Raw genomic sequence first — 22734 nt, forward strand, 5'->3', positions numbered from 1 at the left:
GCCCGGCGGCCGATACCGGGCCCCGACGCGAAGGATTACCGGTGACCGTTCCCCTCTCCATCCTCGACCTCGCACACATCGGCAAGGGCGAGACCGCCCGTGAGAGCTTCGACGCCAGCGTGAAGATGGCCCAGCTCGCCGAGCAGTGGGGTTACCGGCGCATCTGGTACGCCGAACACCACAACATGCCGACGATCGCCTCGTCGGCGACGAGCGTGCTCATCGCGCACGTCGCTGCGCACACCTCGTCGATCCGTCTCGGCGCCGGCGGCATCATGCTGCCGAACCACTCGCCGCTGACCATCGCCGAACAGTTCGGAACTCTCGCCACGCTGCATCCCGGCCGCATCGACCTCGGTCTCGGCCGCGCCCCCGGCAGCGACCAGAAGACCATGCGGGCGCTGCGCCGCGACCCGACGTCGGCCGACAGTTTTCCGCAGGACGTCCTCGAACTGCAGGCCTACCTGAAGGGTGAGTCGCGGATCCCTGGAGTCGACGCGATCCCCGGTAAGGGCACCGATGTGCCGCTGTACATCCTGGGCTCGTCGCTGTTCGGCGCGAAACTCGCTGCTCTGCTCGGTCTTCCGTACGCCTTCGCGTCGCACTTCGCGCCGCAGGCCCTCGAGGACGCGGTGCGGCTGTACCGCCGCGAGTTCCAGCCCTCCCCCGACCACTCGGAGCCGTACGTCATCGCGGGTGTCGGTGTGATCGCCGCCGATACCGCCGAGGAGGCGCAGTCGCTGTTCGAGGCGACCAAGCGGGCGCGGGTCGTCCAGATGGTCGGACGAGGGCGCACGTTCAGCGAGGAGGAGATCGACATGCTGCTCGACTCCCCCGCCGGCATGCAGGTGCTCGAGATGCTTCGGTACACCGCCGTGGGTACGCCGCAGGAGGTGCGCGACTACCTCGACCGGTTCACCGAGCGCGCGCAGGCCGACGAGTTGATCGTCGTGTCGTCGGCTCCCGGACGCGACGCGTGGTTGCGTTCGCTGGAGCTTGTTGCGCAGGTCAGCGACCTGGTCCCGGCCTGATCGACGAGGGCTTACGCGTCAGGCTACCGGCGGGTACACTTCAGCGGCCGGCCAGGCACGGCTGAGAACCACGAGTCGTCAACCGCCAGGAGCACGATGAAGTACCGCACCCGCGCTGTCGCAGCGGCAGTTCTGACCGCTGCAGCGGCGATCACCGCACCCGCCACTGCGGCCGCCGATTCCCTGCCCACCGACGGGCCCACCATCACGCTGACGATCCGCAACGACACCGATGCGCCGATGGTGCTCGCGTCGACCGAGAACCCTTACGGAACATGGGTGGACGAGCCGGCCACCGTGGTGCCGGCCCGCTCCACCGAGACGGTCTCGGCGAGCATCGCCGACCGGCGCGGGTTCGGCATCCAGATCGACTACACGATGCCCGGCGACGCGACCGTGGCGCTCATGGCCAACAACTACGGCACGGGCGCCGCGAACGGCGACGGCACCCACATCGGCGGTGCCAACCGGCACGGCTTCGAGGTCGCGACCACTGTGGAGGACGGATATCCGTTCATGACAGCGGACTTCGCCGTCACCCGACCCTGAGACGACGGACCGGGCCCGGAGGATACCTGCGTATCCTCCGGGCCCGGTTCGTATGTGCGTCGGCGTCCCGCCTCTGTGTGTCAGCGTCCCGCCGCGTCCATCACGGACAGGTGCGCGAACAGTGCGCTCGCGCCGATCGGATTGCCGCCGCCAGGGTAGACGGTGCCGCTCGGTGCGGCCATCGTGTTGCCCGCCGCGTACAGGCCGGGGATCGGAGCACCCTCGCTGTCGAGCACCCGCCCGACGGTGTCGGTCCGCAGACCGCCCTTGGTGCCGAGGTCGGAGACGCCGAACTGCGCCGCGTGGAAGGGGCCCTGTTCGATCGGGACCAGCGCGGACCCACCGCCGGTGAAGGCGAGATCGTAGGGCTCGTCCCCGCGGCCGAAGTCCTCGTCGACTCCCTTCGCGGCCAGGTCGTTCCACCGCGCGACGGTCGCCTTCAGGGATTCGGCTGGCACACCGATCTGCTCGGCGAGTTCCTCGAGGGTGTCGGCGGTCTTCCACAGTCCCGCGTCGACGTACTTCTCGGTTTCGACGAGCGGCACATTCGTCGCCCCGACCGGTGGGACCTCACCGTTCCGGTCGTCGTAGATCATCCAGAACGGCAACGTCATCTCGCCGCGCTCCATGCGGGCGATGACGTCGCGGCCCAGACGGTCGTAGGGTGCGTACTCGTTGGTGAACCGCGCACCGTCCTGGTCGACGAAGATGCCGCCCGTGAAGCACAGCGCGAACGCCGAACGTCCGTCCGGGTGGGTCAGTCCCGGCGACCACCAGGCCTGATCCATCAGGTCAACGTCGGCGCCGACGGCGATGCCCGCCTCGTGGGCTTTGCCGAGATTCGACCACGGGCCCATCGAGTCCCGCGCGGCGCCGGGCACCCCGTACTTGCTGCGCATCTCGTCGTTCCGATCGAAGCCACCGGCGGCGAGGACGACACCCTTGCGCGCGCGGATCGCCCGTCGCTCGCCGTCGTTCCCGACGACCGCGCCCACGACCACACCGTCCTCGACGATCAGTTCTTCGAGCGGGGTGTTCCGGTACAGCTCCACGTTCGGGTACTTGCGCAGGGCGATGAGGAATCGTCCGACGAGCGCGCGACCTCCGATGAGCATGTCGGGCAGGGGTTCGCCGTTGCGTTCGCGGCCGAGCGGGCCGCGGATCGACTCGTTGAGCTCGGGATCGGCGGCGATGGGCAGCGGCGACGGGACGATGTGACGTCCCTGGGCACGGGCCTTGGGCGCCTTGCCGAAGTAGTCGGGCCACGGGTAGACCATGAATTCGAGGTCGTCGTCGGACTCGAGGTAGTCGATCAGCGGGGCGCCGCCGCGGACGTAGGCCTCCTGCAGTTCGCGCGGGGTGCGGTCGCCGACGACCGCGTGGTAGTAGGTCAGTGCGTCCTCGAGGGTGTCGTCGTCACCGGCACGCTGCAGGACCGCGTTGGTGGGGAACCAGACGCCGCCGCCCCCGGAGTACGCCGTGGTGCCGCCGAAGTACTCGGATGCCTCGACGAGGATTACCGACAGTCCTTCGCGCGCAGCGGTGTACGCACCGCAGCACCCTCCGGCTCCCGACCCCACCACGAGGACGTCGCATTCTTCCGCCCACTCCGCCATGACTGTTGCCTTCCGTCGACCGTTCGTGTGGAACACGCCACACTAGGCAGACGTCGAGGCTCCACAGGGCGATCGTCTCGCTGGGCGGGAGATTTTCGTTCTCGACCGATCCGGCGGATCAGTCGCGCTCGACCGCGGTGCGGTCAATCGCGCCTGTTGCGCGGCTTCCACACGACGAGGGCGTTGCTGCGCGGAATGGGCACCAGATCGCCACGTGTCGAACGCAACTGGGCGACCTCGGCGTTGAGTTCGGCGACGCGCTGCTGCAGTGCCTCGACCTGGTTGGTCAGCTCTATGATCCGTTTGATCCCGGCGAGGTTGACACCTTCGTCCTGGGAGAGGCGCTGCACTTCGCGCAGCAGTTCGACGTCGCGCGGCGAGTACCGGCGGCCGCCGCCGCTGGTGCGGTGCGGGGTGACGAGTCCGAGCCGGTCGTAGTTACGCAGCGTCTGCGCATGCATCCCGGCGAGTTCTGCTGCCACCGAGATGACGTAGACGCGCGCATCGGGATCCGGTGACAGATTCCGTGGCATTCTCGTCTCGCTCATCACGCACCTGCCCATCCCTCTCGAGGATCGAAACCGCTTGCCTCTTCTGCACGAAGATAGTTGTGCAGCGCTTCCGTCGCCTTCTCGTCGAGATTCTGCGGGATCGCGACCTTCACCGTGACGAGAAGGTCACCGGCGCCGCCCCCGCGCTTGGGGACGCCGCGTCCGCGGACCCGCAGGACCCGGCCGTCGGCCGTTCCCGGCGGGATCTTCAGCCCGACGCGGCCGTCGAGGGTCGGCACCGAGACGGTGCCGCCGAGGACGAGTTCGCCGTAGCTGACGGGCAGCACGAGGGTCAGATCGTCGCCCTCACGCCCGAACACGCGGTCGGGACGGACGTGCACCGTCACGAACAGGTCGCCGGACGGGGCGCCGCGCAGACCGGCCTCGCCCTGACCGGCGAGGCGGATGCGCGAACCGTCCTTGATGCCTGCGGGGACCCGCACGGTGATGGTGCGGGTGCGGTTCTGCACGCCGGTACCGCGGCAGTCGCTGCAGGGGTTGTCGATGATCGATCCGCTGCCCCGGCAGTCGTCGCACGGTTCGGAGAATCCGAACGCGCCCTGATTGCGGGAGACCACACCGCTTCCGTTGCAGTTCGGACAGACCCGCGGGCTCGTTCCCGGCTGGGCACCGCTGCCGTGGCAGGTGGTGCACGGCGCCGGGCTGGTCATCCGCAGGGGAACCGTGACGCCCTGGACGGCATCGCGGAAGTCGAGCGTCGTCTCGGTCTCGACATCGGATCCGCGGCGCGGACGCGACCGGCCGGCGGTGGAAGCAGTGCCGCCACCGGCGCGGTTGAACAGGCCACCGAAGAGGTCGCCGAGCCCACCGTCGCCGCCACCGCCGAACAGGTCGCCGATGTCGAAGGTCGCTCCGGTACCACCTGAGAATCCGCCGGCGCCGGGACGGAAGCCACCCGGCATGCCGCCGGAGGCGAACAGGCGCCGGGTCTCGTCGTATTCCTTGCGCTTGGCGGGATCCGACAGGACGGCGTTGGCCTCGCTGACGGCCTTGAAGCGTTCCTCGGCCTTGGCGTCACCGGGGTTGGCGTCGGGATGCAGGTCCCGCGCCAGTTTCCGGTAGGCCTTCTTGATCTCGTCCTGCGTTGCGTCGGGGGAGACGCCCAGGTCCTTGTAGAAATCCTTCTCGATCCACTCCCGCTGGCTCACCGGGCGTCTCCTCCTCTCGCGTTTTCTTGTTCTTACTCTGTTCCGGGCTCCGCCGACCGCGCGTCACCCGGCGTGTCCGCCGGATCGCCGTCGGTGACCGTCACCATCGCGTGCCGCAGGATGCGGTCGCCGAAGCGGTAACCCTTGCGGAGCACCGTCCCGAGCACTGGGTGGTGACCGTCGCCTTCCATCTGGACGGCCTCGTGCAACTCGGGATCGAAGGCGTCGCCTTCCTCACCGAATGCGACGAGTCCGACACTGTCGAACACACCGGTCAGCTTGCCGGACAGTGCCTTCAGCGGACCCGTCTCCAGGTCGCCGTGGGCGCGTGCCCGGTCGAGGTCGTCGAGGACGTCGAGGAACTTCGCCGCGACGGAGGCCTTGGCCTCCTCCGCGATCGCCGTGCGCTGCGCCTCGGCGCGGCGACGGTAGTTCGCGTACTCCGCGCTCACGCGCTGCAGGTCGGCGGTGCGCTCGGCGAGTTCCTTCGCCTCCTGCGACTGTCCTTCGGTCCGCTCGGCCTTCTCGGCGTCGCCCTCCGCAGGAACCGACTCGATCACCTCGCCCTCCTCGGCGCGCGGCTCCTCGGCGGGGTCGCGCACCTCGAAGGTCTCAGGGTCGATCCGTCGCTTGTCGGTGACGGTCACCGGTTCCTGCTCGGGCTTGTCGGCACTCACTTCTTCTCCGAATCGTTCGGCTCGTCGACGACCTCGGCGTCGACGACGTCGTCGGCACCTGCGGCCGCGCCGTCACCGGCAGCGGCACCCTCGGCGCCCTGCGCCTCGTAGATGGCCTGGCCGAGGGCCTGCGACTCGGTCGCGAGCTTCTCGACGGCGGCCTTGACCGCGTTGATGTCGGAGCCGGCGAGGGCGTCGTTGGCTTCCTTGATCGCAGCCTCGACCTTCTCCTTGACGTCGGCCGGGACCTTGTCCTCGTTCTCCTTGATGAACTTCTCGGTCTGGTGCACGAGCGACTCGGCCTGGTTGCGGACCTCGGCCTCCTCGCGACGCTTGCGGTCCTCCTCGGCGTGCGCCTCGGCGTCCTTGACCATCCGGTCGATCTCCTCCTGGGACAGGCCGGAGCCTTCCTGGATCTTGATCGTGTTCTCCTTGCCGGTGCCCTTGTCGCGGGCGGTGACGTGGACGATGCCGTTGGCGTCGATGTCGAAGGTCACCTCGATCTGCGGGACGCCACGCGGAGCCGGCGCGATGCCGCCGAGCTCGAACGAGCCGAGCAGCTTGTTGTGCGCCGCGATCTCACGCTCGCCCTGGAAGACCTGGATCTGCACCGACGGCTGGTTGTCGTCGGCGGTGGTGAAGGTCTCCGACCGCTTGGTGGGGATCGTGGTGTTGCGCTCGATGAGCTTGGTCATCACGCCGCCCTTGGTCTCGATACCCAGCGACAGCGGGGTGACGTCGAGCAGCAGCACGTCCTTGACCTCGCCCTTGAGGACGCCGGCCTGCAGGGCTGCACCCACGGCGACGACCTCGTCGGGGTTCACTCCCTTGTTGGGCTCGCGGCCACCGGTGAGCTCGCGCACGAGGTCGGTGACGGCGGGCATACGGGTCGAGCCGCCGACCAGCACGACGTGGTCGATGTCGCCGACGGAGATGCCGGCGTCCTTGACGACCTGCTGGAAGGGAGCGCGGGTGCGCTCGAGGAGGTCGCCGGTGATCTTCTGGAACTCCGAGCGGGTGAGCTGCTCGTCGAGGAACAGCGGGTTCTTGTCCGCGTCGACGGTGATGTACGGCAGGTTGATCGAGGTCGACTGCGAGGACGACAGCTCGATCTTGGCCTTCTCGGCAGCCTCACGCAGACGCTGCATGGCCATCTTGTCCTTGGTCAGGTCGACGCCGTGCTGTGCCTTGAACTTGTCGACGAGCCAGTTGACGATGCGCTCGTCCCAGTCGTCGCCACCGAGGTGGTTGTCGCCGGAGGTCGCGCGGACCTCGACGACGCCGTCGCCGATCTCGAGGAGGGAGACGTCGAAGGTGCCGCCACCGAGGTCGAAGACCAGGATGGTCTGCTCCTTCTCGCCCTTGTCGAGACCGTAGGCGAGGGCAGCCGCGGTGGGCTCGTTGACGATGCGCAGGACGTTGAGGCCGGCGATGGTGCCGGCTTCCTTCGTGGCCTGACGCTGGGCGTCGTTGAAGTACGCCGGGACGGTGATGACCGCGTCGGTGATGTCCTCACCGAGGTAGGCCTCCGCGTCGCGCTTGAGCTTCATCAGCGTGCGGGCGCTGATCTCCTGCGGCGTGTACTTCTTGTCGTCGATGGCCACGGTCCAGTCCGTGCCGATGTGGCGCTTGACCGAACGGATGGTGCGGTCGACGTTGGTGACCGCCTGGTTCTTGGCGGGCTGGCCCACCAGAACCTCACCGTTCTTCGCGAATGCGACGACGGACGGGGTGGTGCGGGACCCCTCGGCGTTGGCGACCACAACGGGCTCGCCGCCTTCCAGAACGGAAACGACCGAGTTGGTGGTTCCGAGGTCGATGCCGACCGCACGAGCCATAATTTTCCTCCAATGTTCCTGCCGCGACGCGTGCGCGCCGCGAAAACGTTCCATGCCCGACCTGAGCCCGTTCGGCTCAGGTGAGCGCGGTCGACTCAAGCCTGCACCCGAGCGGTCCACGCCGTCAAGTGAAGTTGAGTCTTATGCGCTCAAGTTGTCTGACTCGTCCAACGGCAGGTCGTGGACTTTTGTTCCGAGGGTGGCGCAGATCACTTCGATCGGTTGCATCCGCTCGGTTCGGGGACGGATACCCGATGTCGACAAGGCGCCACTGTCCGCACCGGTGCGCAAGGACGGGTTGTCCACAGGGACCCCGTCGATCCACAGGTGGTCGGGTCGAGGGCTTCGATGCTCCGGGTCCGTCGTCGCCGTACACGACCCTCACTGCATGGACGAACCGAACTTCCTTCTGCGCTCCGACCTGCTGGCCGGCGGGACGACCTCGGACGAGATCCGACAGGCTGTCCGTGTGGGACGACTGCGGAACGTCACGCGCGGTGTGTACGTCGACGGTGGCGCGGACCTCGACCCGCTCACCCTGCACCATGCGCGCGTACTGGCACGACGGGGACGGATCACCCCGGACGCCGTCGTCAGCCATGTCTCCGCTGCGGTGCTGCACGGCCTTCCTCTCTGGGACGTCGACCTCTCCCCCGTCCACATCAGCCGCGACCGGTCGAGTGGACGCAGCACCCCGACCCTCCATGTACACAGGTGCACCTATCAACCCGACGAGGTCTGCGTCGTCGCGGGTCTGCGCACCACGACCGTCGCGCGGACGGTTGTCGACCTGGCACGAACACTGTCGGTGGACTCGGCAGTCATCGCCGGCGACGCGGCGCTGCGGGCGCGTCCCCATATCGCGCCCCTGCTCCTCGATGCGCTGGCATCGTCCGGCATGCGGCACGGGATCGCCGCTGCCCGGCGGACCGTTGCCTTCCTCGACGGTCGCAGCGAAAGTCCCGGCGAGTCGCTCAGCCGACTACGGATCCGGTCGGCGGGGCTACCGGCGCCGAAGCTGCAGCACGAGCTGCGGACCCCTTCCGGAGCATTCGTCGCTCGTCCCGACTTCCTCTGGGAGGACGAAGGCGTGGTCGGGGAATTCGACGGAAGGAGCAAGTACGGTTCGGACGAGCCCGGCGCGACGGCCGAGACCGTCCATCGCGAGAAGCTGCGGGAGGATGCGATCCGGGCACTGGGCTTCGAGGTCGTGCGATGGACGTGGGCGGATCTGTTCCGCTTCGAGGCCGTCCACGCCCGCCTGGTTCGCGCCGCCGGCAGAGCCCGCCGACGGTAGGTGCACCACACGGGGACGGATGCTCGATGACGACACCGAGCATCCGTCCCTGTGCTTACGTAGATCGCGCCTCGTTCGCCTTCGTGATGAACTCGATGTGTTCGCGACTCGGCCCGCAGAACTCCTGCTCGATCTGCTGCGCGTTGTCCTCGTGCATGCGGTAGAGGCTGTCGCGTAGGCCCTCGTCGCCGCCGTGGAACTGCTCGAGCAGATCCATCCATTGCCGTGCCATCTCCTGGGCCTCCGAACAGGCCGGATCCATCCCCGAACTCAGCGCAGCGTCGACACGCGGGATGAGTTCCTGCCACGACGTCTCTGCCGCCGTGATGACGTCGTCGCCCAGCATCGCGCGTCGTTCCGCGAGGTCTGCGATCTGTCCCTTGTCGAAATACCTTTCGAACATGTCGTCCACTTCGATCACTCCTCGGATCACCTGAAGGAAGTCGGCGACCGATGCATCCGGCGACGTTCGGACCGTGCGGGAGAGCATCTCGACCTGCGCACGCAGCGTGCGGGTCGCCGCGAGCTGATCGTCCAGGTAGGCACGGTGCGCGTCGAGGATCTCCGACAGCGAGGTGTCGCCGTCGGTGACCGTGGCGATCGCGTCCAGTGACAGCCCGAGCTGACGCAGCGCCAGCACCTGGTACAGCCTCTCGACGTCCGACTCCTCGTACAGCCGATGGCCCGACGCCGTCCGACCCGACGGCCGCACGAGGCCTATGTCGTCGTAGTGATGCAGGGTCCGCACGGTCAGGCCTGTCTCCGCTGCGAGACGCCCCACCTTCCAGTGCTGTCCGGAACGTGTCTGCTGCCCGGAACCAGTCGTCGGCATCGTCCACCCACTTCCACCGGCACTCCGTGCGCCGGCACGATCGACGCTATGACCTCACGTTACGTGAGGTGCAAGCCGAATCGTTCGGCTACAGCTCACATCTGTCGGCCGGCTCCCGCGACCAGCCCTTCCGCACTGCGCGCTGCCACCGCTGCGGCTTTCGCAGTGAACGGATCGAGCAGCGGATGTTCGGCGCGGGATCGCCAGTGCCGCACCGCATCGACGGCCGCAGCGCGGATCTCGGCAGGTGACGCGTCGTCGGCGAGACCGAGGCGCCGGGTGGCGCCGATCCCGGATCCACCGACCACACGCTGCAGAGCCTGGACCTCCTCGTCGGGCAGTGACACCGACGACGACCGCAGTCTGCCCAGCAGGCGGAGTTCGGCGAAGCCGTGGTCGTCGGCCAGTTCGCGTCGCACGGCTCCCAGCAGCTCGTGGTCGCCGCACGCGTGCAACACCCGCTCGAGCGCCAGCAGCGCCGAATGGGTCTTGAGCTGATCGGCACGCTGACCGAACTGCACGTCGATGACCTGACGCAGCTCGTCGAGCCCGCTGCGCGCGACGAGTTCGGCGGCGAGGGACGGTGAATCGCGCGCGCCGAGCTGCACGAGCAGCACTGCGGTGCGGATGCCGAACAGACCGAACCGGTCGACGAGACGTGCCCGCATCCCGGGGTCGACGGGCAGGTCGACGTCGGGCCGCGCGAAACGGTCGGCCGACAGCATCGCGACCTGCAGTTGTTCCACCGGCACCTGTGCGAGCGCCTCGAAGGCCGCGAACTCGTTCTGCCGCAGGGTCCGTGCGGCGAGGGCGAGCAACCCGGCGACCGGCACGACCGCCTGGCACAGTCCGGTGCGTTCGAGTTCGTCGGTGAACCTCGCCGCGACCTGCTTCGCCGACATCATCGCGTCGGCACGACCCGCACCGACCTCGTCGGCGCGCGATACCACCCCGACGATGCCGAGCGGTCCCGATCCCCCGCCGACGTGCCGGCCGATCCGTTCGAGGAACTCGACGTCGGCGGCTCCGAGCGAACGCATCAGGTAGACGACGGCGTCGGCACCGGAGGCCGATTCCTCCGGGGTGAGCAGCGCCAGGGTCCGCGCCGACACGTCCTGCGACAACGACGACGTGCCCGGGGTGTCGATGATGGTGGTCTGCGCCAGCGCGCTGGCCGGCCATTCGACGTCGATGAAGTCGACGCGGTCGGCGGTGAGTTCGCCGAGGTCGAAGGTCAAACGGCCGTCGGGACGCTGCACGGGCACCGGCATGCGGCGGTTCCCGTCGTACCAGGCGTTCACCGTCGGCACGGGTCCGTTGCGGTACCAGGTGACGACGCGCGTGCACTCCGTCGCGTCGGTGGGCGCGATGTCCTGTCCTACAAGCGCATTGAGTAGGGTCGACTTGCCGGCCTTGAGCGATCCGGCGAGCGCGATCCGCAACGGCTGATCGAGTCGCGCGGCGCAGTGGTCGAGCCGGTCCGCGACGGCCGGGTTCTCGCCGTACGACGCGCGTGCCCGGTCGAGCAGGTCGCGGGCGCGCGAGAGAGTCGGGGTCACGCCGACACTCCCGCGAGTTCCGCGGCGCGCTCGCGCAATCGGCCCAGTTCCGCGACCTGCGTGTCGAGTTCACCGATCCGACGGCGGCGTTCCTGTTCCTGCACGGTCGCGGCCTGGCGGGCCGCTTCGAGCGACTCGTCGAGCGAACGTAGTGTCTGCTCTGCGATCTCGGTGAAGTGATCGCGCAACTGACGCTGGATGAGCCGGAGCCGGTCCTTCGATTCCTTGCCGACCTGGAAGCTCACGTCGTCGGTGAAGGCGCGGATCGCGCTCTTCGCGTCGACGCGGCGCTTGGCGAGCCGCACCTGCTTGTCGTCGCGATACGCCTTGGTACCCAGGACGACGCCGGCTCCCACCGAGATCGGGTTCACGAGCGCCATCCCCATCAGGGTGGTGACGAGACCGAACATCAGCACGCCACCGTAAGAACCCTTCATGCCGACGAGTACCTTCTGACCGATACCGATCCGGCCCGATTCGAGATCGGACAGGTTCTCGACGGGCTCGAGCAGTCTCGACAGGTCGCCGAGATGCAACGACGGCAAGGAGTCGTCGTCGAGTGCGAAGTGCTCGGCGACCTTGCCTGCGAGCGCCTCGGCGCGTTCGTGCGCCCACACGAAGTTGTCACCGACGGATTCGGCGACCTGTTCGGCGAGCCACTGCCCCAGCCGCGGCCATTCCTTGCCCGGATCACAGTCGTCCACGGACGCTTCGGCGTCGCGGGTCACCGTGCGCAGCCGGTCGCGCAGGTCGTGGTCGATGTCGGCCGCGAGATCGGCGATGCCGTCCGACAACGTGATCTGCCACCGCGCCGCCCGCGTCCGCAATGCCTCGGTCGCGGCGCGTGCCCGGTGCAGGTCCTCGATCGCGGCGTTCCCGGAGTCGGGGTCGCGCAGGGCGGCGAGTTCGCTCTCGCATCCGAGCGCGAGATGGTCGACGACGGTCTTCACGTCGTGCGCCACCGACAGTCGCGCCGAGTCGGCGTTGCGCGCGACCACCTGTTCGCGCAGGAAGTCGTAGATCGCGTCGAAGCCGGATTCCTGCTGCAGCGAGGCGTCTTCGGTGCGCAGGGCGTACTCGCGCAGCAGGGACGAGACGGGCAGCAGCGGCAGGTCGATCCCCGCTCGCTGCAGGTGTTCGCGGTCGGCGTCGACGATCGCGCGCCAGTGCGGATACACGTCCGTCTTGGTGACGAGCACCGCCGACGCCGGGCACAACGTCTGTACCTGTCGCAGGAACGACATCTCCGGTGCGGTGAACTCCTGACTCGCATCCGAGACGACGAAGACCGCATCCGCGGTGGCCAGGAGCGTCAAGGTGGCTGCTGTGTGCGGATTTCCGTGGCCTCCCACACCCGGGGTGTCGACGAACACGAGTCCGTCGGCGAGCAGCGGACTCGGCACACTCACCTCGAGCCGGTCGACGTCCCGGCCGGCGCTGCGCGGCGCGACCTGCTGCAGGTCGTCGAAGGGCACGGCGATGCGCGGCGCCGAACCGGTCGGGACGAGTTCGGCGGACGGCTCCTGCCCGTGTTGCACGAGCGTGGGGACCGCGGTGGTCTCGTCGTCGCCGACGGAACACACCTCGAGGCCGAGCAGAGCGTTCACGAACCGGCTCTTGCCCTGGTTCAGACCCCCGACGACGACCACCCGCAGTCGCGGGTCGGAGACCTTCGTGCGGGCGGCCGTCAACCGGTCGGTGAGATCGTTGCGCCCGGCGCTGCGAGATCGCGCGATCGCGGAGTCGATCAGGTCGAGGAGCGCTCGGCGTCTCGAAGGATCGGATGGATGCTGCGTATCCGGTGAATGCTGCATGGGCTGCGTCGACTCGCCTTCCGTCGGTGCGGGCTCCGGACATTATGTCCCGGAGCCCGCACCGCTGCGGGTCAGGGCAGCAGTTCGTCGAGCTCGGTGGAGTCGGTGGCGCCGAGAGAGGAGTCGCCGCCGAGACCGGAGGTCGCGGTGAGACCACCCTCGCCGAACAAGCCCGCAGCTCCCGAGGCAGAGCCGAAGACGTCCTCGCCGACCGATGCCCAGCTGTCCGCACCGCCCGACAGGGCCGTATCGACCCCGCCCGACAGGGCCGTATCGACCCCGCCCGACAGGGCCGTCCCCACCTGCGTGGACAGCTCGGCACCGAGGTCGGCTGCGCTCTCCAGACCGCCGGAGACACCGAGGTCGGCAGCCGCGCCCAGGTCTGCTGCACCACCGAGATCCAACCCGTTCTCGACATCGGTGGCTGCACCCAGATCGACGGACGTTCCCAGTCCACCGGCCGCGCCGATCCCCGAGCCGATCGCCGCGCCGAGGTCCGCTCCCACGTTCACTCCGGCCCCGAGTTCCGCCGCCGCGTCCAGTGCGCCGTCGAGGGCGTAGCCGAGCTGACCGGTGGCTTCGGCACCGGCATCGAGGCTGCCGCCGATCGTCGACGCGAGCTGCGTGCCGAGATCGGCCCCCGCATCGAGGGACGCCGACCCTGCGGCCGTCTCGAGTGCACTGCCGAGTTGCAGGCCGAGCTCGGCGCCGGCCGAGCCGCCGGTCGCGAAGGTCGAGCCGAGGACTGACGACAGATCCGATCCGAGGTTCGTCCCCGCCTGCACGGTCGAATCGACGGTCGCGCCGATACCGGTGGTCGAGCCGATGGCGACGTTCAGCGCCGACGACAGTTCGGTGGCCTCGGTGGTCTCGAGGCCGAGCGCACCTCCGAGCACCCCGCCGACCAGCGTGCCGAGTTCGACGCCCGCCCCGGCCTCAGCGTCGATCTCACCGCCACCCGAGAGGACCGCGTCGAGGTCGACACCGCCGAGCAGACCGCCCTGCGCGCTGTTCTCGATGACGGTCCCCAGCGCGGCGCCGAGATCGGCCGCAGCTCCACCGCCCGCTCCGAGCAGGGCCGAGAGGGACGCACCGAGGCCGAGCGTCGCGCCCACACCGGCGTCGAGACCGGCGGAAAGGTCGGTTCCCAGTCCGGCGCCGAGATCGGCCACACCACCGAGGACGCCGCCCAGGCTCGTGCCGAGCGCGCCGGTCAGTTCCGTGCCCACGCCGAGAACGCCACCGAGGGTCGTGCCGAGTGCGGCACCGAGTTCGGCGCCGCCCTCGAGGGCCGCGGTGAGTTCGGTCGAGAAGGTGCCGCCGACGTCGACGGCCGATTCCAGCAGGCCCCCGAGGGCAAGCCCGATGTCGGCGCCGAGGGTGCCGCCGATGCCCAAGGCTCCTTCGAGGGTCGTGGCGAGATCTGCGCCGAGGCCGCCCGAGGCCTCGACGGCCGCGTCGATCGCCGCGGCCAGGTCTGCAGCGGCACCGACGCCCAGGCCGAGCCCACCTTCGAGCGCTCCGGCCACGGCACCTCCGACGTCGAAGGATCCGCCGAGTTCGAGGCCTGCGTCGAGAGCACCACCGAGCGCTGCACCCAGGGAAGCGCCGAGTTCGCCACCGGCTTCGAGCGCCGCTCCGAGCTGCGCACCGAGGTCGACGACGATCCCGGTCTGCGCGCCGACGGTCCCGCCGAGGTCCAGTCCGCCGCCGAGGTTGAGTCCACCACCGAGACCCAGGCCCCCACCGAGGCCTGCTCCGACACCGAGGCCCAGGCCGGCGGCGCCACCGAGGCCCGCTGCTCCGCCCAGACCGGCTGCGGCGGTGCCTGCGATCGACGCCCCGACGTTCGCCGCACCGTTCAGCGCTGCGGTCAGTTCGGCGGCGGTTCCGGCGAACAGACCACTGTCCGCAACGAGCGGGGCGACGGCGACGATGTCGGCGTGGCACACGCTGCCCAATCCGGCTTCGGCGAGGACGGCCTCGGGGTTGCTGCAGTACCGGGCGAGTTCCTTCTCGTCACGGAACAGGCTGAGGATGAAGTCGAGTACGGCGTTGGTGGCCATCGCGTGTCTCCTGAGTCGTCGGGATCTACATACGAAGCTACGAACGTGCCAGTCACGGGCACAGGGGGTGCGGCCCCCCTTTCTGCCGTCGACCTTTAGGGGATCGGGGTGCGGGGGCATCGGGGTCGTTAGGGGATCGTCCCTACGAATGGGCCGGTGGGCGGTGTGGGAGCTAACGGCTCCCGGCCCGGGAACGACAGGCTCATCGAGACCGAACGGTGGAACGAGATCGCGGACCGATGTCCGCCCAGAACACGGGAGCGTGCATGTATTCAGGACTCGGCGTCACGATCGGGGCGGCCAACTCGGTGGCCCTCACCGTGCTCGACCAGCCCCGAGCCGGCGATCCCAGCGTTCTGTCGGTCCCCACCGAACTCCACCTCCCCGAGGGCGGGGCCCCCGTCGTCGGCGCCCCGACCCCCGGTGCGCAGGTGTTCTCCGGTTATGCGGCCCGGGTCGGCGATCCGGTCGGCATCCTCGCCGACGACGGCTCCACCTACCTCGGTGAGGATCTCGTCGCGTCGACCGTGGCCTGCCTGCAGTACCGCACCGGCACCTCCGAGGTGCCGACGATGCTGGCGCATCCCGCCGCGTGGTCGGCTCACACCGTCGAGACCTTACAGGCGGCACTCGTCCGCGCCGGCGTGACCGCACGGACGATCCCCGAACCGATCGCGGCGGCGCGCTGGCTCGACGCCACACACGGGCCGCTGGGAGACGACGTGACGGTGGTCTACGACCTCGGTGCGCGCAGCCTCGACGTCACCGTCGTGCAGGGCGGCGCCCATCCCATGCTGCTGGGCCGCCCGTTGAGCAGCGACGACGTCTCCGGCGACCATTTCGACCATCTCGTCACGACCTATCTGCTGGAAACGCTCGGCGGGGACTCGACCGGCCTCGATCCGTTCGATTCCGCGACCGTCGCGGCACTCGCCGACTTCCGCGGCCGGTGCCGCGCGGCGAAGGAGGCACTGTCCAGCGACACCGAGACGGTGGTGCCGGTCGCGCTGCCCGGCCTGCACCGCGACCTGCGTCTGGTGCGCAGCGAGTTCGAGGAACTCGCCCGGGAACCGCTCGAGGCGTCGCTCGCCGTGGTGCAGGACGCGATCCGCGGGGCCGGGCTCGATCGTTCGGACATCGGACGCGTGCTGTTGATCGGTGGTGGCTCGTCCACCCCGCTCGTCGCCGAACTGATCTCGTCGGAGCTGGGTCTGCCTATCGTCTCGTCGGCGCGACCGGCCTTCACCGCAGCGCACGGAGCCGCGCTCGCAGCGGCCGCGGTCGGTGCCCCGACTGCCGCGGTTCCGGTGACGCCTCCTGCACCTGTCGTCGACGACGAACCCGAGACCGTCGCACTGCCGGTGGTGCCCGCCGCGGAGGCGCAGCCTGTCGCTGCAGCGCATCGGCCGGCGGTCGTCGACACCGCGACCGGCACACCCGCACGCGGCCGCTCGTTCGCGCTGGTGGGTGCCGCTGTCGCCGCCGTCGTCGTCCTCGCCGGGGGCGGACTAGCGATCGGCACCCTGTCGTCGGAGGCCGAGACGCCCGGTTCGGAGGTACGTCCGTCGAGCGAGGTCGTGGCCGGGAACCCGACGTCCACCGAGATCGCGCCCGGGACGACCGTCCCCGGCACGACCGGCGCGCAGCCGTCCGAGGCGGGAACCGTCGTCCCGGTCCGGGTGCAGGGACCGGACGGCACCGTGACCGCTGTTCCGGTCGCCGCGACGCCCGCTTCCGGTGCCGCACCCACCGGCGCTGTACCTGCACCGGACCCGACCGCTCCCGCACCGGTGACAGCCGGGGAGACCACGCAGGCACCCCAGCCGGCACCGCAACCTGCCCCAGCACCCGCCCCCGCTCCGGCACCGGCACCCGCCCCTCAGCCTGCGCCGCAACCCACCGCACCCACCGCGCCGAGCACAGGCGGAAGCCGTGTCGGCGAAGCCCTCTCGGGCGCCGGCCAGGGTGCGGGTGCGGTCGTCGAAGGTCTGGGCAACGGCGTCGGCGGCCTGCTCGGAGGCACCGGGCAGGCTGTGGGCGGACTGCTCGGAACCGGACGCTGACCGATCCCGATGACGTCCGCTCCCGCTCCTCCGCGACGCCCGGTCCCCCGGGAGGTCACGCGTGCCCTGACCGCGGCCGCTCCCCCGCGACTGCTGCTCGTCGGCGGCACCGGAACCGGGAAGTCCGTCGTGCTCGCTTCGCTCCGAACCGATCTCGCCGACGCCCGTATCGTCGACGACGCACACCGCATGACCGCCGCGGAACTGCAGGAGCTCGTCGACCACATCCGGGACGCGCCGACGGGGATCGCCGTGGCCACCGAAGCCCGACCACACCGTCCCGAGATGCGTTCGCTGACCGCAGCGTTCGCGGGAAGTGGGACGGTGGTGGAACTGGGTTCGTGGACGCCTCGTGAAATCGCCGGTCGCGCGGCGTCGTTCGAGCTCCGGCTCGCACCGCCCCAGGTGCGAGCTCTACACCGCCTCACGGGCGGCGTACCGCATCTCGTCGACACCGCCCTCGAGGCCGTGCGGACGGAGAGCGATGTCCAGCGGGCCGTCGAGGAGGCGATCCGCCGGCAGCTCCTCGCGGATCTCGAGCTCACCGCAGTCCTAGCGCTCGTCGATCTCGGTGCCGCGCTCGATCCCGGCGAACTCGCCGCCGTACTCGACATCCCCGTCGAGCGTGCCCTCGACCTCGTCGATGCCGCTCGTGCGAGCGGCCTTCTCGGCCAGGATGCCGCGAGCCTCACCACCGGGGCGAACGGTGTGCCTGCTGCGGTCCTGGGAAGACACAACCTGTTCGCCGTCGCGCGCCGGCTTCTCGCGACCCGTATCGATGCCGGAACGCTGACGCCGCAGCTCGCCCGCGGTCTCGCGACGATCGGTCTCACCGACCCGCACCTCGCCGATCGGCTCGTCGCCTTCGCAGCCGACGCGCCACCTCGTGAAGCCGCCGAGCTCCTCGACGCCGCCGTGCCCGCGGGAGCCGATCCCGCGGCCCTAGCGGTGCGACGAGCCGAAGTCGCCTTCGCAGCAGGGGATCTCGAGCGAGCCGAACAGATCACCGACCGGCTGCTCGACCGCGCCGACACGGCGGACGTCGACGACCTGCGCGCCGCCACCCGGATCTCCGCGAGCATCGCCGCGCATCGCGGCATGCTCGACCGCAGTGCCGACCTGTTCGAATGGCTCGGTCCCGAACGGGTCGGTACGGACGCTCCCCTCGCCGCCACCGTGCTGCTCGCCGCCGGACGACCCTCGGCCGCAGAACATCTCCGCGGTGCCGCCGTCTCGGGTGCGCCGACCTCTGCGGCCTCCGCCGCACGACTGCTCGAGGAGGGCCTGCGCGAATCCGTTGGCGGCGACGGCCGGATCGCGATGAACCGCCTCGCCCGCGCATTGACGAGCCTCGGCTCCGACGGGCCACTGCGCGCCTGGCCCGACACGGTCGACTCCGTCGCCGCACTGCTGTGCCTGCACTCGGGCGAACTCGGGCACGCACGCGCGATCCTCGACCGTCCGGAGACTCCCACCGTGCGCAATCGCATCCTGGTGGCGTGGACCGAGATGCTCGGCGGTGATCTCGCAGCGGCGGCGGCGACCGCCGAAGCCGTCGCTCCCGAGGTGACCGGGCAGCGTGACCTCCTCTTCTTCCACGCCTTGCAGGTCGGGTTGGCGCGACGCAATGCCGACCTCGGAGCGTTGACGGTGCGGTGGCAGGCCGCGCAGTCGGTGGTGGCGGAGTACTCCGTCGACCTGTTCGGGCTGCTGCCCCTGGGCGAACTGTGGCTGGCCGCCGTCCGCCTCGGGGAGTCCGCGCGGGTCGCGCATCTCGTCGCCGCTGCCCGCGTACTGCTCACCACCCTCGGTGAGCCACCGCTGTGGGGTGCGGCGCTGCACTGGTACGGGGTGCAGGCCGCGATCGCCGCGGACCGTCCGGCCGACCTCGTCCCGCACGCCCGCGCGCTGGCCCTGGCTGCGGAGACCACCGCCTACGCCGCGGTGCTCGCGCGGGCCGGGCACGCATGGCTCTCGGTGCTGCGCGGTGAGGTCGACGCGACGCGTATCCGCGAGGCGGCCGAGTCCCTCGCGTCCGTGGGTCTTCCGTGGGACGGCGCGAAGCTTGCGGGAGAAGCGGCGCTGCGGACGGACGACACCACCGTCGCCACCGGATTACTGCAGGTCGCGCGGACGATCCGGCAGGATGGCCCGGCCGGTCGCGCACCGGTCGACATCGCCCCTGACACTCCCTCGGGCGATCCGGACGAATCACCCCTCGGTGCACGGGAGAAGCCGGGTGCACTGTCCGAGCGCGAGGCGCAGGTGGCCGACCTGGTGGTTTCGGGCCTCACCTACCGAGAAGTCGGGAACCACCTGTACATTTCCGCGAAGACCGTGGAACATCATGTCGCCCGTATCCGGCGCCGACTCGGTGCCGGTTCCCGCTCGGAGCTCCTGTCACTGCTTCGGGCCATGGGGCACGGCGCAGATGTACCCCGTCATACACACTCCGACCGGAATGGAGGCAAGCCGGCATGTCCGTAGGCGTAGGCCTGAGGGTGGGGACCACCGTGTCGTCGGTTGCGGTCACCTCACCGACGCCGGGACGGCCGGACCCCGCACCGATCGAGCGGTTCACCGCCGTCCACCTGCACTCCGACGGCACCGCGACGCTGGGCGACCACGACGTCGTCGACGGGCACACCAGTTCCTTCACCGGCTTCGTCGACCGCCTCGGCCACTCCGGAGGTGTCCGCGCCAACGACGGTTCGCTCTCCCGCGCCGAAGACCTCGTCGCCACGGCCATGGAATGCCTCCTCGCCGACGCTGCCTCCCTCATCGGCGACACCCCGTACACGGCAGTGGCGACGCATCCCACCGACTGGCCGAGCTCGACGGTCGCGGTACTGCGCAACGCGCTCGACTACGTCGGGTTGCGTCACGTCTCGCTCGTCTCCGACGCCGAGGCCGCCGCGGCATGGTTCGAATCGCAGGTCGCGCACCAGACCGGACGGCTCCTCGCGGTCTATCACATCGACCCGCAGGGCTCGACCGTCACGCTCGTGCGCTCGGGAGTCGCGGCGGGTAAGGCCTTCCGATTCCCCGAGGACGACGCCCCGTCGGTCGCCGCGCAGCTCTCGTCGGCGCTCGGCGCGTTCGGCTGGCTCGTGAGCAACCTCGACGCCATCGTCGTCACGATCGACGAAGCAGTCGATCCGAGCGCCGCGCAGCTCGTCGCACAGTCGGTGAAGACCGGACTCGGCGTGCGGTGCGCCCTGGCGCCCGAGCCGCACCAGACGATGGTGCGCGGCGCCGCTCTCGCCGCGGCCGCCGGCTCGGTCGACCTCCTCGGTTCGACGCAGATCCTGCCCACCGCCAAGCTCACCGAACCGCGACGCAGCGAACTCGACCCCGAGATCACCGCGGTGATCTCGAAGATCACCGCGACTCCCCCTCCGGGCGCCACGCCCGCTGCCGCCGCGGCGAACACGCCGAAGGCGACGGTCGCCGCCGTCGCAGCCGGAGATGCCGCCGACGAGAAGCCCTCGGGTCGCTCGTCGAAGGTCACGGCCATCGCGGCGGCTGCGGCGATCGCGTTGCTGGTAGGCGTCGGCGCGTTGGTGTTCGGGCTGCGGGACTCCCCGACAGCCACCGCGGGCACGCAGGTCGCCGACACCCCGACCGCTCCCGCAACCACGACGACCTCGAAGTCGAGCAAGCCGCCGGCTCCCCGCAGCACCGAGGAGACCACCACCGAGGAGTCGACCGAGCCGGCCACCGCCGAGCAGACGGTCCCGGTGGCCCCGCCGGTCGTGCAGCAGACCTGGGTCGATCCCACCACCGGCACGAGCGAACAGTCCTCTTCGTCGTCGTCGCCCGGCTCGACCACCTCGAGCACGTCCTCAACCACCTCGAGCACCGGCTGGTCGCGGCGGAACCAGCCCGATGATTCCTCGGGTGGCGGACGCGGCAGTGGTGGCAGTGGCGGGAGCGGTGGCAGTACGACCACCACGACGACCCAGCCGACGACCGCCCCGACCGATCCCGACCCTTCTGAGGAACCGCCCTCGACGGAGGACATTCCGGAAACGACAGAGTCTGAGACCGGCAGCTAGACAGCGCGGGTATCCGAGTGGTGACCTACGGCACTATCGGCGGTCGCCGGGCCGTCCCGTAGGCTGTCCCGCGGGTCGGCTCGCCGATTCCACGAAGCACCTGTTCAAGAGCACATCGAGCACACGTGAAAGGCCTCCATGCGTCTCTCGTCGGCGTCGCGCGCCGCAGTCCGTTCCACCACCCGCCGCGTCGCAGTCGCAGCGGCCTCCGCGGTTCTGCTGGCCGTGCCTCTGAGCGCCACAGCGAACGCCGCGCCCGCCGAACAGTTGCCTTCCGCTGAACTTCCCGCCGAGCTCGTCGAAGCGATCCAGCGCGACCTGGGTCTGACGCCCGAGGAATACCTCGATCGCGCCGCGCGGGCGCAGGAACTCGGTGACTACGCCCGCGACTTCCGCTCCGAGCGTCCCTCCGAGTTCGCAGGCGCCTGGCTCGGCGAGGACGGCAAGCCCGTCATCGCCGTCACGAACCCCGAGGCCGCAGAGAAGGCGGCCCAGGACGGCTACCGGGCGACGGTCGCGCCGGTCTCGGCCGACGGACTCGAGCAGGCCCTCGCCGAACTGAACCGCTGGGTGGCGGGGCTCCCGCGCGAGGTGTCGTCGCAGATCAACTCCGCGTCGATCGATGTGCTCAACAACCAGATCGTCCTCGACATCGTGAACTCGCCGATCGGGCGCGCGCTGAACCTGCCGTCGCTGGTGGCGAACGTGCAGGTCCAGTTGTCGCCGGGCATGCCGCCGAACGATCCGGCCCCGATGGGTGGCGACACCTACATCACCGCCGACGGCGACGTCCGTGCCACGCCCATCGAGCGCATCGGCATCTGCTCGTTCGGCTTCAACGGTGTCGACGCCGACGGCGACGCCGTCAACCTCACCGCCGGTCACTGCGACGCGGTGGCTCGCGCCGACGGCGGTTCGACGGTCTACCTGCCCAATCGCGCGAACATCGACGAGAGCGTCCGGATCGGCAAGTTCACCGAGTCCACGGTCGGTACCGACAGCACCCTCGACTACGGCATCGTCTCGCTCGACAAGGCAGGCGTCGAGGCGGGCCTGGACCGCCCGGCGGTCCGCGGCGGAAACGGCTCGACCCTCACGGTCACCGGCACGGCCGTTCCGGTCGTCGGCGCGCCCGTCTGCAAGTCGGGCCAGTCCTCGTCGTTCACGTGCGGGCTCGTCGTCGCCGATCGCATCGAAACCCAGCTGACCTACGACTCGGGCTTCTCGAGCACCATCCGCGGCTTCGCGACCTCGGCCTGCACCCTCGCGGGTGACAGCGGCGGCGCGATCGTCACCGGCACCCTCGCACTCGGTGTGATCAGTGGATCGAACAGTGCGGGCGCCCCGAACTGCGTCGAGGCGAATCTGGTGCTCGCGCCCAACGGCGGCACCTCCAGCCTCGGCATCCCGATCCAAGAGATCGAGAACGCCACCGGCACCCGAGTCCGTACTGCGGCGAACCCGGCATAACGTCTGGAACCGTCCGGTCCGTTCGTCACAACAGTCACACGAGTCTCATCCGTAACCGAGAAGTAGCTATGTACTTCCTCGATCACCCCTTAGGATCGGACGGACGCCGATCCGCGGGGGAACGGCGCCTTCGCGCGTGCATGC

General features: G+C 69.8%; 16 protein-coding genes. 7 read left to right on the plus strand and 9 right to left on the minus strand.

Annotated features, from left to right (window positions below; translation table 11 throughout):
- Positions 1–41: 41 nt before the first annotated feature.
- Together BO226_RS16250 and BO226_RS16255 are read left to right on the plus strand one after the other, a co-directional pair.
- Positions 42–1031, plus strand: a complete 990-nt coding sequence (locus tag BO226_RS16250) for an LLM class flavin-dependent oxidoreductase (RefSeq protein ID WP_019291024.1) — start codon at positions 42–44, stop codon at positions 1029–1031.
- Positions 1032–1127: 96 nt separating this feature from the next.
- Complete coding sequence (locus BO226_RS16255; protein WP_071935692.1) at positions 1128–1580, plus strand: hypothetical protein; 453 nt, start codon at positions 1128–1130, stop codon at positions 1578–1580.
- An 80-nt stretch (positions 1581–1660) separates the two neighbouring features.
- Here the strand turns inward: BO226_RS16255 and BO226_RS16260 are convergent, their stop codons facing one another.
- From BO226_RS16260 to dnaK, 5 genes are all read right to left on the minus strand, one after another.
- Complete coding sequence (locus tag BO226_RS16260; RefSeq protein WP_064852471.1) at positions 1661–3196, minus strand: FAD-binding protein; 1536 nt, start codon at positions 3194–3196, stop codon at positions 1661–1663.
- 143 nt (positions 3197–3339) lie between these two features.
- Entirely contained in the window at positions 3340–3744 is a 405-nt protein-coding gene (locus BO226_RS16265; RefSeq protein ID WP_024101918.1) for a heat shock protein transcriptional repressor HspR, read from the minus strand.
- Positions 3744–4916, minus strand: a complete 1173-nt coding sequence (gene dnaJ / locus BO226_RS16270; protein ID WP_064061281.1) for a molecular chaperone DnaJ — start codon at positions 4914–4916, stop codon at positions 3744–3746. The genes BO226_RS16265 and dnaJ overlap by 1 nt, the downstream gene beginning before the upstream one ends.
- Positions 4917–4948: 32 nt before the next feature.
- Positions 4949–5593 carry a nucleotide exchange factor GrpE gene (gene grpE / locus BO226_RS16275; protein WP_024101920.1) on the minus strand — a complete coding sequence of 215 codons (645 nt, stop codon included), beginning with the start codon at positions 5591–5593 and terminating at the stop codon, positions 4949–4951.
- Positions 5590–7431 (minus strand): molecular chaperone DnaK, encoded by a 1842-nt coding sequence (gene dnaK, locus BO226_RS16280; protein ID WP_024101921.1) that lies wholly within the window; start codon positions 7429–7431, stop codon positions 5590–5592. The genes grpE and dnaK overlap by 4 nt, the downstream gene beginning before the upstream one ends.
- A 388-nt stretch (positions 7432–7819) precedes the next feature.
- Between dnaK and BO226_RS16285 the strand changes: the two genes are divergently transcribed.
- Positions 7820–8728 carry a hypothetical protein gene (locus BO226_RS16285; protein WP_071935693.1) on the plus strand — a complete coding sequence of 303 codons (909 nt, stop codon included), beginning with the start codon at positions 7820–7822 and terminating at the stop codon, positions 8726–8728.
- A gap of 55 nt (positions 8729–8783) precedes the next feature.
- Here BO226_RS16285 and BO226_RS16290 read toward each other — a convergent pair whose 3' ends face one another.
- From BO226_RS16290 to BO226_RS16305, 4 genes are all read right to left on the minus strand, one after another.
- Positions 8784–9560, minus strand: coding sequence for a MerR family transcriptional regulator (locus BO226_RS16290; protein ID WP_071935694.1), 777 nt, complete (start codon positions 9558–9560; stop codon positions 8784–8786).
- Between the two features lie 95 nt (positions 9561–9655).
- On the minus strand, positions 9656–11119 hold the full coding sequence (locus BO226_RS16295) for a dynamin family protein (protein WP_071935695.1): 1464 nt from the start codon (positions 11117–11119) through the stop codon (positions 9656–9658).
- Positions 11116–12933, minus strand: a complete 1818-nt coding sequence (locus tag BO226_RS16300; protein WP_024101924.1) for a dynamin family protein — start codon at positions 12931–12933, stop codon at positions 11116–11118. The genes BO226_RS16295 and BO226_RS16300 overlap by 4 nt, the downstream gene beginning before the upstream one ends.
- 71 nt (positions 12934–13004) lie before the next feature.
- On the minus strand, positions 13005–14999 hold the full coding sequence (locus BO226_RS16305) for an IniB N-terminal domain-containing protein (RefSeq protein WP_071935696.1): 1995 nt from the start codon (positions 14997–14999) through the stop codon (positions 13005–13007).
- Positions 15000–15265: 266 nt separating this feature from the next.
- Between BO226_RS16305 and BO226_RS28435 the strand changes: the two genes are divergently transcribed.
- The 4 genes from BO226_RS28435 to BO226_RS16325 all read left to right on the plus strand — a co-directional run bounded on the left by BO226_RS28435 (position 15266) and on the right by BO226_RS16325 (position 22590).
- On the plus strand, positions 15266–17062 hold the full coding sequence (locus BO226_RS28435; RefSeq protein ID WP_071936483.1) for an Hsp70 family protein: 1797 nt from the start codon (positions 15266–15268) through the stop codon (positions 17060–17062).
- 9 nt (positions 17063–17071) lie between these two features.
- The gene (locus BO226_RS16315; protein WP_071935697.1) at positions 17072–19549 is read left to right on the plus strand and encodes a LuxR C-terminal-related transcriptional regulator; all 2478 of its coding nucleotides are present in this window, start codon (positions 17072–17074) and stop codon (positions 19547–19549) included.
- The gene (locus BO226_RS16320; RefSeq protein ID WP_232237975.1) at positions 19540–21120 is read left to right on the plus strand and encodes a hypothetical protein; all 1581 of its coding nucleotides are present in this window, start codon (positions 19540–19542) and stop codon (positions 21118–21120) included. The genes BO226_RS16315 and BO226_RS16320 overlap by 10 nt, the downstream gene beginning before the upstream one ends.
- A 138-nt stretch (positions 21121–21258) precedes the next feature.
- Complete coding sequence (locus BO226_RS16325) at positions 21259–22590, plus strand: S1 family peptidase (RefSeq protein ID WP_071935699.1); 1332 nt, start codon at positions 21259–21261, stop codon at positions 22588–22590.
- Positions 22591–22734 lie beyond the last annotated feature (144 nt).

It is taken from the genome of Rhodococcus sp. 2G, from assembly GCF_001886355.1.
In the GTDB taxonomy this organism is placed as follows: domain Bacteria; phylum Actinomycetota; class Actinomycetes; order Mycobacteriales; family Mycobacteriaceae; genus Rhodococcus; species Rhodococcus pyridinivorans.